Source organism: Micromonospora okii, assembly GCF_020884795.1.
Lineage (GTDB): Bacteria > Actinomycetota > Actinomycetes > Mycobacteriales > Micromonosporaceae > Micromonospora > Micromonospora okii.
Genome location: NZ_BBZF01000014.1, coordinates 85,799 through 98,194 on the forward strand (window position 1 = coordinate 85,799; position 12,396 = coordinate 98,194).

General features: G+C 74.6%; 12 protein-coding genes and 3 tRNA genes. 4 read left to right on the forward strand and 11 right to left on the reverse strand.

Annotation, left to right across the window (positions count from 1 at the left end; genetic code table 11):
* Positions 1–8: 8 nt before the first annotated feature.
* A complete protein-coding gene (locus tag LPU43_RS06960; protein ID WP_229399427.1) occupies positions 9–887 on the forward strand; it encodes an NUDIX hydrolase in 879 nt (292 codons plus the stop codon).
* A gap of 319 nt (positions 888–1,206) precedes the next feature.
* On the opposite strand, the gene LPU43_RS06965 is transcribed toward LPU43_RS06960, so the two are convergent.
* The 3 genes from LPU43_RS06965 to leuC all read right to left on the reverse strand — a co-directional run bounded on the left by LPU43_RS06965 (position 1,207) and on the right by leuC (position 4,120).
* Positions 1,207–1,899 carry an HU family DNA-binding protein gene (locus tag LPU43_RS06965; RefSeq protein WP_229399875.1) on the reverse strand — a complete coding sequence of 231 codons (693 nt, stop codon included), beginning with the start codon at positions 1,897–1,899 and terminating at the stop codon, positions 1,207–1,209.
* A gap of 173 nt (positions 1,900–2,072) precedes the next feature.
* Positions 2,073–2,660 carry a 3-isopropylmalate dehydratase small subunit gene (gene leuD, locus LPU43_RS06970; RefSeq protein WP_229399428.1) on the reverse strand — a complete coding sequence of 196 codons (588 nt, stop codon included), beginning with the start codon at positions 2,658–2,660 and terminating at the stop codon, positions 2,073–2,075.
* Between the two features lie 17 nt (positions 2,661–2,677).
* A complete protein-coding gene (leuC, locus tag LPU43_RS06975; RefSeq protein WP_229399429.1) occupies positions 2,678–4,120 on the reverse strand; it encodes a 3-isopropylmalate dehydratase large subunit in 1,443 nt (480 codons plus the stop codon).
* A 49-nt stretch (positions 4,121–4,169) separates the two neighbouring features.
* Here leuC and LPU43_RS06980 point away from each other — a divergent pair, with 49 nt between their 5' ends.
* Positions 4,170–4,856, forward strand: coding sequence for an IclR family transcriptional regulator (locus LPU43_RS06980; protein ID WP_091671614.1), 687 nt, complete (start codon positions 4,170–4,172; stop codon positions 4,854–4,856).
* Positions 4,857–5,043: 187 nt separating this feature from the next.
* On the opposite strand, the gene LPU43_RS06985 is transcribed toward LPU43_RS06980, so the two are convergent.
* The 4 genes from LPU43_RS06985 to LPU43_RS07000 all read right to left on the reverse strand — a co-directional run bounded on the left by LPU43_RS06985 (position 5,044) and on the right by LPU43_RS07000 (position 6,570).
* Positions 5,044–5,116: transfer RNA gene (locus LPU43_RS06985), tRNA-Glu, on the reverse strand.
* A gap of 253 nt (positions 5,117–5,369) precedes the next feature.
* Positions 5,370–5,442 (reverse strand) — tRNA-Glu (locus LPU43_RS06990).
* A gap of 126 nt (positions 5,443–5,568) precedes the next feature.
* Positions 5,569–5,640, reverse strand: a tRNA-Gln gene (locus LPU43_RS06995).
* A 126-nt stretch (positions 5,641–5,766) separates the two neighbouring features.
* Complete coding sequence (locus LPU43_RS07000; protein ID WP_229399430.1) at positions 5,767–6,570, reverse strand: fumarylacetoacetate hydrolase family protein; 804 nt, start codon at positions 6,568–6,570, stop codon at positions 5,767–5,769.
* A 192-nt stretch (positions 6,571–6,762) separates the two neighbouring features.
* Here LPU43_RS07000 and LPU43_RS07005 point away from each other — a divergent pair, with 192 nt between their 5' ends.
* Positions 6,763–8,184: a hypothetical protein gene (locus LPU43_RS07005; RefSeq protein ID WP_229399431.1), complete on the forward strand. Its 1,422-nt coding sequence runs from the start codon at positions 6,763–6,765 to the stop codon at positions 8,182–8,184.
* 46 nt (positions 8,185–8,230) lie between these two features.
* Positions 8,231–9,103, forward strand: coding sequence for a 3-methyladenine DNA glycosylase (locus LPU43_RS07010; protein WP_229399432.1), 873 nt, complete (start codon positions 8,231–8,233; stop codon positions 9,101–9,103).
* A gap of 10 nt (positions 9,104–9,113) precedes the next feature.
* Here LPU43_RS07010 and LPU43_RS07015 read toward each other — a convergent pair whose 3' ends face one another.
* From LPU43_RS07015 to LPU43_RS07030, 4 genes are all read right to left on the reverse strand, one after another.
* Positions 9,114–10,253, reverse strand: a complete 1,140-nt coding sequence (locus LPU43_RS07015; protein WP_229399433.1) for a cellulose binding domain-containing protein — start codon at positions 10,251–10,253, stop codon at positions 9,114–9,116.
* A gap of 89 nt (positions 10,254–10,342) precedes the next feature.
* Complete coding sequence (locus LPU43_RS07020; RefSeq protein ID WP_229399434.1) at positions 10,343–10,912, reverse strand: GNAT family N-acetyltransferase; 570 nt, start codon at positions 10,910–10,912, stop codon at positions 10,343–10,345.
* Positions 10,913–10,975: 63 nt separating this feature from the next.
* The gene (arfB, locus tag LPU43_RS07025; protein WP_229399435.1) at positions 10,976–11,401 is read right to left on the reverse strand and encodes an alternative ribosome rescue aminoacyl-tRNA hydrolase ArfB; all 426 of its coding nucleotides are present in this window, start codon (positions 11,399–11,401) and stop codon (positions 10,976–10,978) included.
* A 102-nt stretch (positions 11,402–11,503) separates the two neighbouring features.
* Entirely contained in the window at positions 11,504–12,364 is an 861-nt protein-coding gene (locus LPU43_RS07030; protein WP_229399436.1) for a S1C family serine protease, read from the reverse strand.
* Positions 12,365–12,396 lie beyond the last annotated feature (32 nt).

Here is a 12,396-nt window from a genome sequence, read left to right on the forward strand (position 1 = left end):
CTGAGCGGGTGTCGAAGGGGGAACGGTTGATCCGGGCGGCGGGCGGGGTGGTGTGGCGTCCGACCGAAGGTGGCGTCTCCGTCTGCCTCGTGCACCGCCCCCGGTACGGCGACTGGTCGCTGCCCAAGGGCAAGCTGGAGCCGGGCGAGCACCCGCTGCTGGCCGCCGTGCGCGAGGTCGCCGAGGAGGCCGACGTCCGGGCCGTGCCACAGGTGCGGCTGCCCCGCGTGCGGTACCGCAGCCAGGGGCAGCCGAAGGTGGTCGACTACTGGTCGATGCGGGCCGTGGAGGCCGGCGGCTTCCAGCCCGACACCGAGGTCGACGAGATCCGCTGGCTCCCGGTCGCCGACGCGCTGAGCCTGGTCAGCTACCCGCACGACGCCGAGGTGCTGGCCGCGTTCGCCGCGCTGCCGCCGGTGACCGCCACGGTCGCGCTGGTCCGCCACGGCCACGCGGGTCGGCGCGGCACCTGGTCCGGCCCGGACACCGGCCGCCCCCTCGACGCCACCGGCTGGGGTCAGGCGCACGCCCTGGCGCCCCTGGTCGCCCTGGTCCGCCCGGCGCGGCTGCTGTCGGCCTCGGCCCGCCGCTGCGTGCAGACCCTCGACCCGGTCGCGGCGCTGCTCGACCTGCCCATCGAGGTGGCCGGGGCGCTGGACGAGCCCAAGCCCGGCCAGCACCCGGACGAGCGGGCGCTGGCCGCCGCCGCCTGCCTCGCCGAGCTGGCCGCCGCCGGTGGCACGGCCGGGGTGTGCAGCCAGGGCAAGGTGATCCCCGGGGCGCTGGAACGCCTCGCCGGCCGCCCCGGCGACTTCACCACCCCGAAGGGCGGCGGCTGGCTGCTGGCCTTCGCCGCCGACCGCCTCCTTGCCCCGACCCGCTTGTAAGGAGGGGCACCTTATTAACGCCTACGGTAGAGAAGGGTCCCCCTCTCACCGCGCCACCTGAGCAGACGGCGCCGGCACGGGCGACGCAAAGGCCGGGCGGCACCAAGGCTGGGCAACGCGAAGGCCAAGCGGCACGAAGGCCAAGCGGCACGAAGGCCAGGCGGCGGGGGCCTGGGGCGTGAAGCCAGGCGGGCGTACGACGAGGGGCGGGGCCTGGGGCGTAAAGCCGGGCGGGCGTACGACGAGGGGCGCCCCCCGTCTCGGGTGGGCGCCCCTCGGCCCGTCTTCCGCTCGCTTCCGACCGTGCGTCTTCGACCGGTCAGCGCGTGGCGGCCGCTTTCTTGGCCGGCGACTTCTTCGCGGGCGCCTTCTTGGCCGCCGCGCTGTTCGCCGCCGCCGCGGTGGTCTTCTTCGCCGCGGTCGACTTGCTGACCGCCGCGCTCTTCGCCGGGGTCGCCTTCTTCGTGGCGGCCTTCGCCGCCGCCGTCGTCTTGGTCGCCTTCGCCGGGGCGGTCTTCTTGGCGGCGGCGGTGGCCTTGGTGCCCGTCGCCTTGGTGCCCGTCGCCTTCGCGCCTGCGGCCTTCGCACCGGTGGCCTTCGCCCCCGTGGCCTTGGCGCCGGCAGCCTTGGCCCCGGCCGTCTTCGCGGTGGTGGCCTTGGCCCCGGTCGCCTTGGCGCCCGCCGTCTTGGCGGCGGCCGGGGCGGTCTTCTTCGCCGCCGCCGTGGCCTTCGGCACCTTGCCGCTGGCCACCATCTCCTTGAACCCGGCACCGGGTCGGAAGGTCGGGACCGATGTCTTCTTGACCTTCACCGCCTCGCCTGTCCGCGGGTTCCGCGCTGTTCGTGCTCCCCGGACGCGCTTCTCGAACGCTCCGAATCCGGTGATCGCCACCTTCTCGCCCTTGGTGACCGCCGCCTGGACCTCAGCGAGGACCGCGTCGAGCGCGGCCGTCGCCGTCTTCCGGTCCCCCAGGCGAACGGCGAGCGCCTCGATGAGCTCGGCCTTGTTCACGACTTCCTCCCGATTGTGCAACTGACTCGACGCGAGCCATTCTGCGCGCACGGTATGCCCTGTGCTGCCCGGACACAAACATTCGGCCGAAAAAACCCCTTGTGTCGCAACGGATTCGCCCCCACCGGGCGGGCCGGTGGGGGCGGAAACCGATGCCGGATCGGGCGTACGGGCTATGCCACGGAGGGCAGGAACGGCCGCCGGCCGCCCTCGTAGGCGGTGATGTCGGCCTCGTGGCGGAGGGTGAGTCCAATGTCATCCAACCCCTCCAGCAGCCGCCAGCGGCTGAAGTCGTCGAGGGGGAACGACCAGGTGGAGCCGGCGGCCCGGACCTCGCGGGAGGTCAGGTCGACGGTGATCGGGGTGGTCGGGTCGGACTCGACGAGGCGCCACAATTCTTCGACGGCATTCAATTCCAACTCGACCGGGAGGAGGCCCTCCTTGAGAGCGTTGCCCCGGAAGATGTCCCCGAACCGGGGCGAGACCACCGCCCGGAACCCCCAGTCCCGCAGCGCCCACACGGCGTGCTCCCGGGACGACCCCGTGCCGAACTCCGGGCCGGCCACGAGAATCGACGCGCCGGAATGGGAGGGATCGTTCAACACGAATGCGGGGTCCTCCCGCCACGCGCTGAACAACCCGTCGGCGAAACCGGTCCGGGTCACCCGCTTGAGGTACACGGCGGGAATGATCTGATCCGTGTCCACATTGGATCTGCGCAGCGGCACGGCGGTGCCGGTGTGCACGGTGAACTTGTCCATCTGTCGCAGCAGCCCTTCTACAGGTCGGCGGGGGCGGCCAGCCGGCCGGCCACGGCGGTGGCGGCGGCGACGGGCGGCGACACCAGGTGGGTACGTCCGCCCCGGCCCTGGCGCCCCTCGAAGTTGCGGTTGGAGGTCGAGGCGGAGCGCTGCCCCGGGGAGAGCGTGTCCGGGTTCATGCCCAGACACATGGAGCAGCCGGCGAACCGCCACTCGGCCCCCGCGTCGGTGAACACCTTGTCCAGCCCCTCGGCCTCGGCGGCCTCCCGGACGGCCGCGGAGCCGGGGACCACGAGCATCCGTACGCCGTCGGCGACCGTCTGCCCGCGCAGCACGTCGGCGGCGGCGCGGAGGTCCTCCAGCCGGCCGTTGGTGCACGAGCCGACGAAGACCACGTCGACGGAGAGGTCCCGCAGCGGGGTGCCGGGCGTGAGGTCCATGTACTCCAGGGCCCGGCGGGCGGCGGCCCGCTCGGAGTCGGTGTCGAACTCCTCCGGGTCCGGCACGGTCGCGCCCAGCGGCGCGCCCTGACCGGGGTTGGTGCCCCACGTGACGAACGGGGTGATCCGGCTGGCGTCGAGGGTCACCTCGGCGTCGAACGTCGCGCCGTCGTCGGTGGGCAGGGTCCGCCAGTGCTCGACCGCCGCGTCCCAGTCGGCCCCCTGGGGGGCGTTCGGCCGCCCCTCGAGGTACGCGAACGTGGTCTCGTCCGGCGCGATCATGCCGGCCTTGGCGCCCCACTCGATCGACATGTTGGCGACGGTCATCCGCCCCTCCATGGACAGGGCCCGGATCGCCTCGCCCCGGTACTCCACGATGTGGCCGCGCCCGCCGCCGGTGCCGACCTGGGCGATGAGGGCCAGCACCAGGTCCTTGGCGGTGACCCCGGGGCCGAGCCGGCCGACGACGTTCACGGCCATCGTCTTCGGGCGGGCCTGCGGCAGCGTCTGGGTGGCCAGGACGTGCTCGACCTCGCTGGTGCCGATGCCGAAGGCGAGGGCGCCGAACGCCCCGTGCGTGGCGGTGTGTGAGTCGCCGCACACGATCGTCATGCCGGGCTGGGTGACGCCGAGCTGCGGGCCGATGACGTGCACGATGCCCTGGTTGGCGTCGCCGAGCGGGTGCAGCCGCACGCCGAACTCGGCGCAGTTGCGGCGCAGCGTCTCGATCTGGGTGCGGGAGGTGGGGTCCGCGATCGTGAGCAGGTCGCCGCGTCGCTGCTGGAACGCCGGGTCCGCGTACCCGGTCGGGGTGTTGTGGTCCTCGGTCGCGAGCGTGAGGTCCGTGCGGCGCACGCGGCGGCCGGCGAGCCGCAGCCCGTCGAAGGCCTGCGGGCTGGTCACCTCGTGCAGCAGGTGCAGGTCGATGTAGAGCAGGTCCGGTTCGCCATCGGCGGACCGGACGACGTGCGCGTCCCAGACCTTCTCGGCCAGGGTCCTCGGTCGAGTGACTCCCACCATCTGGACATCCTAAATTCTGGGAGGTATGTTTCGGGTTGTGGGACACAGTATGAGCGGTGTCGGCGTTCTCGACAAGGCGGTGGTCATCCTGGCCGCCTGCGTCGACGGCGCCAGCCTGGCCGAACTCGTTGAACGCACCAAGCTGCCCCGGGCCACCGCGCACCGGCTGGCACAGGCGCTGGAGATCCATCGGATGCTGGTCCGGGACACACAGGGCCGCTGGCGCCCCGGCCCCCGGCTCGGCGAGCTGGCCAACGCCGCGCCGGACGTGCTGCTGACGGCCGCCGAGCCGCTGCTGGCCGCGCTGCGCGACGCCACCGGCGAGAGCGCCCAGCTCTACCTGCGCCGCGCCGACGAGCGGATCTGCGTGGCCGCCGCCGAGCGGGCCAGCGGGCTGCGGGACACCGTCCCGGTGGGCTCCGTGCTGCCGATGACAGCCGGCTCGGCGGCGCAGATCCTGCTGGCGTGGGAGCCGCCGGAGGCGGTGATGCCGCTGCTGCCCCGGTCGAAGTTCACCGGCCGCACCCTCGCCGAGGTCCGCCGGCGCGGCTGGGCGCAGAGCGTCGCCGAGCGCGAGGCGGGTGTGGCGAGCGTCTCCGCCCCGATCCGTGACCGCACGGGCCGGGTGATCGCCTCGATCAGCATCTCCGGCCCGATCGAACGCCTGGGCCGCCGCCCTGGCGAGCGCCACGCCATGGCCGTCGTGCGGGCCGGCCAACGCCTCTCGGGCCTCTGACCCCCACCCACCCACCCTCCCCGCCCCACCACCCCCACCCCCGCCTCGTTGATCAAGAAGTTTTCGTCCCGAGCACCCGCGTTCCGTGACGCAACCCTCTTGATCAACGAGGCGGGGTGGGGGCAGGGGTGGGGTGGGGTGGAATGAAAAAGGCCCGTCTCACCTGGGTGAGACGGGCCTTTCTTTGTAGCCCCGACCGGATTCGAACCGGCGCTACCGCCTTGAGAGGGCGGCGTCCTGGGCCGCTAGACGACGGGGCCAGAACTTTCCCTGCTTCACCGCCCTCGCGAGCGGTGCCGCTGTAGTCTAGCGGCGTGCCCGTGCGGGGGCGCGTGCAGGGTCGCCGGTTGCCGCGACCAGGGAGTTCACAGCCCACAACGCAGCCGGGAAGCTTCACAGGCCCGTCGGGCCACAGCAGCCCCAGGGCAAAACGGGGATAGCAGCCCCAGGGATGGCAGGGCCGGAAAGCAGAACGGCCCGCCTCACCGGAGTGAGACGGGCCGTGCACGCTTGTAGCCCCGACCGGATTCGAACCGGCGCTACCGCCTTGAGAGGGCGGCGTCCTGGGCCGCTAGACGACGGGGCCAGAACTTTCCCTGCTTCACCGCCCTCGCGAGCGGTGCCGCTGAACTCTACCAGAGATCAAAACCGACCCCCTCGCGGAGGGCCGGAGCGTTTCTCCAGCGGCCGACACCCTCACGGACGTCGGTTGCTGGGGTACCAGGACTCGAACCTAGACTAACTGAACCAGAATCAGTTGGGCTGCCAATTACCCCATACCCCATTGGCACCTCACGGTGCCGTTCGGTGCCTTGCGGCACCGGAGAGAAACTTTACCCTCCCCACCCCGACAGGCCAAATCGGGGGCCCGCAACCGCCGCCGAGCTGCGGTTCCGGGCTCCCGACGGGCTCAGCCGACCGGGACCACCGGGTTGGTCAGCTCCCCGATCCCCTCGATGCGCACGGTGACCGTATCCCCCTCCACGAGGGGGCTAACCCCCGCCGGGGTGCCGGTGAGGACCACGTCGCCGGGGAGCAGCGTCATGACGTGCGAGACGTACGACACGAGGGCCGGCACGTCGAAGACCATGTCCCGCGTACGGCCGAGCTGCCGCACCTCCATCTCCTCCGGGTCGCGGCCCACCTCGCACCGGATCTCCAGGTCGGTGACGTCCAGCCCCGTGGTGATCCAGGGGCCGATGGGGCAGAACGAGTCGAAGCCCTTGGCCCGGGTCCACTGCCCGTCGGAGCGCTGGAGGTCCCGGGCGGTGACGTCGTTGGCGCAGGTGTAGCCGAAGATCGCCCGCTCGGCGGCGGCCCGGTCGGCGCGGCGCGCCCCCGGCGCGCCGATCACCACGGCCAGCTCCGCCTCGTGCTCGACGTGCTTGCTGAAGATCGGGAGCCGGATGGCGTCACGCGGCCCGATCACCGACGTCGACGGCTTGAGGAAGAGCAACGGCTCCTTGGGCACGTCGCTGCCCTGCTCGGCGGCGTGCTCGGCGTAGTTGCGGCCGACGCAGACCACCTTGCTGGGCAGGATCGGGGAGAGCAACCGGACGTCGGAGAGCGCCCACCGGGCGCCGCTGAACTGGATCTGCCCGAACGGGTGTCCGTCGATCTCGGCGACGGTCAGGCCCGCGAGGCCCACCCCCGGATCACCCTCGACGACCCCGAACGACATTCCCTTGGCATGAGCGAAACGAGCGATACGCACCAGGCCAATCTAGCCCCGGCCGGCCCGCCATGCCCCGGAGACGCCACGGGCGGCGGGCAGCCTACTGCGCCGCCCACCGCCTCGGGCCGGTTTCGTCGCTTCGTACCCGCACGACGGGCCCGCGCCCCTAGCGTCGGCTACCGGAGGTTCGTTCGTATGCCTGCATCGACACGACACCACAGGGCCCTCGCAGTGTTCGTACACTGCCTCGGCGTTCTCGCCGCCGTGCCGGCACTGCCCACGGCGGCCCCGGAGGCGGCAGCCGCGCCGGCCCGCCCGGCGGCGGCAGCACCGACCCCGACGCCCGAGGCCACCCCGGCGGCGCCCGCGCCGCCGCCGCTGGTCTCCCCGTCGGTGGTGGTGCCGACCCGGGGCGCGCCGTCGCCGGTGACGGTGGCGGTCACCCCGGCCGGCACGCCCGCGCCGGGCTACCAGGTCCAGGTCCGCAACACCGACGACCGGCCCGTGGCCACCACCGTGCGGCAGGAGTTGCCGGCCGGGACGTCGGCGTCCTGGGTCACGCCCGGCGGGCGGGCCGCCCGGTCCGCCGACAGCACGGAGGTGACCTGGCAGCTCATGCTCCCGGCCCGGAGCACCACGACCCTGCACACCGCGCTGAACGCGACCGCGCCGGGCCGGGCCGTGACCGCGCCGGCCTGCGCCTTCGCCAGCGACGGCAACCGGCCGTACGACTGTGCGACGGCGACCTGGAGCGGCAGCCCGGTGCCGGCGGCCGAGGCGACCGACGCCCCGGCGTGGCAGCGGCCCCCGGTGCTGTTGGCCGCGCTGGCGGTGGTGCTCCTGCTCACGCTCGGCGGGCTCTGGTGGTGGCAGCGCCGCCGCCGCGCCCGCCCCGGCGACGGGGCCGGTACGGGGGCCGTCGCCACCGGCGTCGACCCGGCCGCCCGGCTCGCGGGCGCGGGCCCCGCCCGCCCGTCGCCGCCGAGGTCCGCCGCGCCGGTCCCCGGGGTCCGCCGTCGGCGCAGGCCGCCGGTGTGGCTGCTGGTCGGCGCGGCCTTCGCGGTGCTGGCCGGCGTGGTCGCCGCCGCGACCCTGACCGCCACCCGGCGGGTGTCCGCGATCGAGACCGACAGCCAGCCGACGAGCGGCGCGTGGGTGGGCAGCAGCACGACCGGGGCGGTCGGCGTGCCGCTGCGGGAGCAGGCGCTGGAGTTCACCGTCTACCGGGTGAACTGCCCGTCGACCCCGGCCACCCCAGCCTCCCCGTCCACCCCGTCCACCCCGGCGACCCCGGCGACCCCGTCCACCCCGGCGGCCCCGTCGGACCCGTCGGCTCAGTCGGAACCGTCGACCCCGCCCCCGGCCGGCCGGCAGTGCCACGCCACCGTCGGGGTGCGCAACCTCACGCCCCAGCAGCAGACGTGGCACGGGCAGATGCAGCGGGCGTACCTGCCGGGCGGCGCCTGGGTCAGCACCGACGAGCCCGCGACCCGGCTGGCCAACCAGGGGCGGGACGTGTTCGCCCAGCCCCTGGCCGCGGGCACTCGGCTGGTGCTGCCGCTGGTGTTCACCGTCGACGGCCGGGACCGGCCGGAGCAGTTGGAGCTGCGCAGCGGCGTCTTCTCCGCCGGGGTGCGGGTGGACGTGCCCTGACGCGGGGCCCGACGGATCGGGCGGGCGGCGGTCGTACGCTGGATCGGTGACCGCCGCCCTCGCCCCCGCCGCCCCGCTCGACCTGGCCGACTGGCAGGCCCGGCGGCGGGCCCACGAGGAGCGGGTCGACGCCTGGCTGGCCCCGCACCTGGCCCGCCGCCGCACCGGCGCGAAGCACCCGGTGGAGGACTTCCTCTTCACCTACTACTCGCACCGCCCCGCCCAGTTGCGCCGCTGGCACCCGGGCGCGGGGATGGTGCTGCGCGGCGCGGACCCGGCCGAGTTCGGCCGGGACTATCGGGCCACGGCCGCCGGGCTCACCCTCGACACCGGGGCGGTACGCGCCCGGCGGGCCGAATCGGTCGACTGGATCCGGGCCCTGCTCGCGGCCACCGCCGCCCGCCCGGCGCACCTGGGCTGCTTCGGGATGCACGAGTGGGCGATGGTCTACCGGCAGACCCAGGAGGAGGTGCGCCACAACGCGTGGCCGCTGCGGCTCAGCCCGGCGCGGACCGCCGAGGTGGTCGAGGAGCGGGGCGTGCGGTGCAGCCACTTCGACGCGTTCCGGTTCTTCACCGCGCCGGCCCGTCCGCTGAACGTGCTCGCCCCGACCCGGGAGCGCCAGCACGAGCTGGAGCAGCCCGGCTGCCTGCACGCAAACATGGACCTCTACAAGTGGGCGTACAGGCTCTCGCCGCTGGTGCCCGGCGAGCTGGTGGCCGACGCGTTCGCGCTGGCCCGCGAGATCCGCACGCTGGACATGCGGGCCAGCCCGTACGATCTGGCCGCGCTCGGCTACCCGCCGGTGCGGGTGGAGACGGCGCAGGGGCGCGCCGAGTACGCCGCCGCCCAGCGCGACTTCGCCGAGCGCGCCGCCGTGCTGCGCGCCCGCCTGCTCGCCGCGCTGGGCGACGGCTGACCCGGCCCGGTCACCCGGCGGCGCAGGCCGCCTGCGGGACGGGGTTGACGCTGCCAGCGCCGGCGAGGAAACCGAAGGTCGCCTCGGCGCCCGGGGCGAGCGTCCCGTTCCAGCCCAGGTTCCGCGCGGTGACGGCGGTCCCGCTCTGCGTCACGTCGGCGTTCCACGCCTGCGTGATCCGCTGGCCGTCGGCGAAGGCGAAGCGGACGGTCCACCCGCCCAGCGCCACCCGGCCGGTGTTGCGGACGGTCACCTCGCCCTGGAAGCCGCCCTGCCACTGGTTGACGATCCGGTAGGCCGCCGCGCAGCCCGCGCCCGGCCCCGGGCTGGTGTCGGGGGTGGTGGTGGGGCCCGGCGTCGGCGTCCGGCTCGGGGAGGCGGTCGGCGAGGCCGTCGGCGTTCCCGTCGGGTTGGCGGTCGGCGTCACGCCGGAGAGGGCGGCGACCACGGCCGGGAACCAGCGGTCGGCCATCTTCTGGTCGCCCGCGCCGTTGGGATGCACCCCGTCGTAGGTGTCGGAGGCGGTGCTGAACCCGGTCCACTGGTCGACGACCACGATCGGGGAGGTGGCCGTGCCCTTCCCCGCCGCCCAGCCGTCGATCGCGCTGTTGAGCGCCACCACCCGCTGCCCGCACTCGCCGCACGTCGCGGGGGCCATCGGGATGATCTTCGCGACGATCACCCGCATCGCCGGGTTGCCGGCCCGCATCTGGTCCACCAGCTTCGAGTAGGCCGCCAGGATCGTGGCCGGCGCGATGTTGCTCCACACGTCGTTGGTGCCGAAGTGCATGAGCACCACGTCGGGGTCGGTGGCCGCCAGCCAGCCGGGCAGCAGGTTCTGGTTGGCGACGTTGGTCACCAGGTAGCCGCCGTGGCCCTCGTTGTCGCCGTCGTACGGCTGGCCGCAGCCCTGCGGGCCGAGGGTGCCCACGAAGTCGACGTCGGTGTGGCCGGCGGACCGGAGCCGGTTCCACAGGATCGAGCGCCAGCAGCCGGGCGAGCCGGTGATGGAGTCGCCGAGCGGCATGATCCGCACCGGCTCGGCGGCGGCCGGCCGGGCGGGCTCGGCGGCGACCAGCCCGACCAGCAGGGTGAGGGGGACGGCCGCGAGGCCGGCGAGGAGGGCGGAGAGGAAGGGATTTCGGAGCATGGTGGAGGGACTCCTGTCACGTGACGTGAAGTGGTCGGTGACGGCCCGTTGTGCTCCCGGGGTCATTCCACCAGATCTCCGCGTTCCGCTCAACGGCCTCCGGGCCACTCGGGGGCGAGGATCGACATGACGGTGGCGTCGACCCAGTCGTCGCCGTCGCGCAGCACCTGGCGCAGCACCCCCTCGGCGACGAAGCCCACCTTCTCGTACGCCCGCCGGGCCCGGGGGTTGAACGCGAACACCTCCAGCGCGATCCGGTGCAGGCCGAGCCGCTCGAAGCCGTACCCGACGATCAGCCGGGTGGCCTCGGTGCCCAGCCCCCGGTTCCGGCCGCTCGCGGCGAACAGGGTGCGGTAGTTGCAGCTCCGGTTCCGCTCGTCGAACTGGTTGAGGACGACCTCGCCGACGCAGCCGCCGGTGGCGCGGTCGACCACGGCCAGGTCGAGCCGGTCGGTCTGCGCGTTGCGGCTGCCGTACCAGTCGCGCAGCCGCCGCTCGTCGGGCTCCTCGACCGGGCTGCCGGTCAGCCGGCACACCTCGGGGTCGGCGAGCGCCGCGCGGAAGGTCGCCACGTCGTCGTCGACGAACGGGCGCAGGACCACCAGTTCCCCGGTGAGGATGGGCTTGACGGAGAGGTCGGGTGCCGGTTCGGTGCTCACGAGCGGCCACCCTACGGCCGGGTCGCGCCCCACCGCCTCCGGTTTCGCCCGCGCACCGGCCGGTCAGTCGCCGTCGACGCGGCGGTCCCGCTTGCGCTGGGACTGGCGCTTCTTGTCGGCGAGGCGGCGTTCCTTGGCCCCCCGGGACGGGCGGGTCGGGCGGCGCGGCGGGGGCGGCGGGGCGAGCGCCTCGCGCAGCAGCGCGGCCATCCGCTGCCGGGCCGCCTCCCGGTTGGCGAGCTGCGCCCGGTGCTCGCTCGCGGCGATCGTGAGCACCCCGTCGACCAGCCGGCCGGCCAGCCGGTGCAGGGCGCGGGCGCGCAGCGACTCCGGCAGGCTCGGCGAGTTGGCCAGGTCGAAGCTCAGCTCCACCCGCGAGTCGGTGGTGTTGACGCCCTGCCCGCCGGGGCCCGACGAGCGGGAGAACCGCTCGCGCAGCTCGGCGGCCGGCACGACCAGCCGGTCGGTCACCCGCAGTCCGTCGTCCACGCCCCGAGGCTAGCGCCCGGCACCGGGTGCGCGGGTGGCGGTCGGGGTCACCGGGGGGCGGTGGCCCCCGCGCTCTCCCCCGGTCCGGCGGGTTCGCGCAGCTCACCCGCCCTTGCCGATGATGGTGTCGGCGGTCTGCCGCACCCGGTCGATCGGGATGGCGAAGCCGATGCCGATCGAGCCGTTGCCGTCGATGGTGGCGATGGCGGTGTTCACCCCCACCACCTCGCCCCGGGCGTTGACCAGCGGGCCGCCGGAGTTGCCCGGGTTGATGGAGGCGTCGGTCTGCACGGCCCGGTGCCGGTTGGCGCCGAGCCGCACCTGGCGGTCGAGCGCGCTGACGATGCCGGCGGTGACGGTGCCGGCGAGCCCGAGCGGGGAGCCGACCGCCAGCACCGGCTCGCCGACCCGCGTGGCTCCCGGCTTGGCCAGCGGCAGCGGGGCCAGGCCGGCGGAGGGCGGCACCCGGAGCACCGCCAGGTCGCTGCCCGGTTCCCGGCCGACGACCTCGGCGGGGAAGCGCCGGCCGTCGGGCAGCTCCACGGTGACCGACCCCTCACCGCCCTTCGCGAGGATGTGGTCGTTGGTGATCAGGTGCTGCTGGTCGTCGACGGCGAACCCGGAGCCGGTGGCCGAGGCGCCGGAGCGCCCCCCGACGAGCACCGACACCACCCCGGGCACCGTCCGCTCGGCGGCGGTCACCAGCTCCGCCGGCACCGGGGCCGCCGCGGCGGCGGCCGGTCCCGGCGCGCCGGTCTGGTCGGCGACCCAGGCACCGGCCGCCGCGCCGGAGAGGGTGGAGAGCGCCACCACCCCGGCGGCGGCCAGCAGCCGGCCCCGCCAGCTCCGCCGGCCGTCCGCTCCCCCACCGGGTACGTCCCACCGGCCGCGCCCGTCGGGGCCCAGGTCGGGCGAGATGAACCACGGCCCGCGCGGCTCGCCCAGTCCGGTCTGCACTGCCATCCGTCCGCTCCTCACGTCTGCGTCACCGCCTG

Coding starts and splice junctions, on each gene's coding strand:
- leuD (WP_229399428.1), bottom strand. CDS start 2,660: ATGGACAAGTTCACCGTGCACACCGGCACCGCCGTGCCGCTGCGCAGA.
- leuC (WP_229399429.1), bottom strand. CDS start 4,120: ATGGTGGGAGTCACTCGACCGAGGACCCTGGCCGAGAAGGTCTGGGAC.
- LPU43_RS06980 (WP_091671614.1), top strand. CDS start 4,170: ATGAGCGGTGTCGGCGTTCTCGACAAGGCGGTGGTCATCCTGGCCGCC.
- LPU43_RS07015 (WP_229399433.1), bottom strand. CDS start 10,253: ATGCTCCGAAATCCCTTCCTCTCCGCCCTCCTCGCCGGCCTCGCGGCC.
- LPU43_RS07030 (WP_229399436.1), bottom strand. CDS start 12,364: ATGGCAGTGCAGACCGGACTGGGCGAGCCGCGCGGGCCGTGGTTCATC.